This window comes from Arcicella sp. LKC2W (assembly GCF_034931005.1).
GTDB lineage: Bacteria > Bacteroidota > Bacteroidia > Cytophagales > Spirosomataceae > Arcicella.
Map to the genome: position 1 here is coordinate 1 of NZ_JAYGIN010000074.1, position 778 is coordinate 778.

1 protein-coding gene is annotated in these 778 nt (G+C 36.5%); it reads left to right on the forward strand.

Translation table 11 applies throughout. From position 1 onward, the window contains the following. On the forward strand, nt 1–725 hold a 725-nt coding region (locus VB796_RS23735), incomplete at its 5' end, for an IS3 family transposase (protein ID WP_323349080.1). Between the last annotated feature and the right edge of the window lie 53 nt (nt 726–778).

The window sequence follows — 778 nt, forward strand, 5'->3', positions numbered from 1 at the left end:
TTTTGAAACACTTGAAACGGTATGGCAGTCGAAGAATAAAGGCTTCATTGACTAAAAGAGGGATAAAGTTATCTCGACAAAAGGTGGCTGAATTAATGCGAGAAGATGGCTTACGAGCCATTCAACCCCCAAAATTTGTACCCAGAACGACCGATAGTAAACACGGGAAACGAGTTTGTCCAAACTTATTATTGAATCAACCAAAACCTACAAAACCCAATCAAGTATGGGTATCAGATATTACCTATATGCCCTTGAAAGATAGCGAGTGGGCGTATCTATGTACTTGGATGGACTTGTTTACACGAGTAATTGTTAGCTGGTCGGTGGACGATAATATGCAAGAGTCATTGGTTAGAGAACCCTTAGAAAAGGCACTTTTGAAAAGAAAAATACAGCCTGGATTAATTGTACATTCTGATAGAGGTGGGCAGTATTTATCTGATAAAATGAAAGAATTAGTACAGACTTTTGGACTAAAACAGAGCATGAGTAGAGCCGATGATCCATACGATAATGCCTTCGCAGAATCACTATGGAGCAGGCTAAAAACAGAGTTAGAGATGCCCAAAGGTGGTTATGAAAACCTGAAAATTTTGAGGAGTATTTTGTTTGAATTTATCGAGGGTTATTATAATAGACAGCGATTACATTCAAGTTTAAAATACGAATTCCCACTTGATTTTGAAATGCAATGGTTTGAAAAAAATAGCAAAAAAATGTAAATATTAAACAATAAAAACTCGCAAAAAGTGTAAACCAAAAATAGACCACCCCA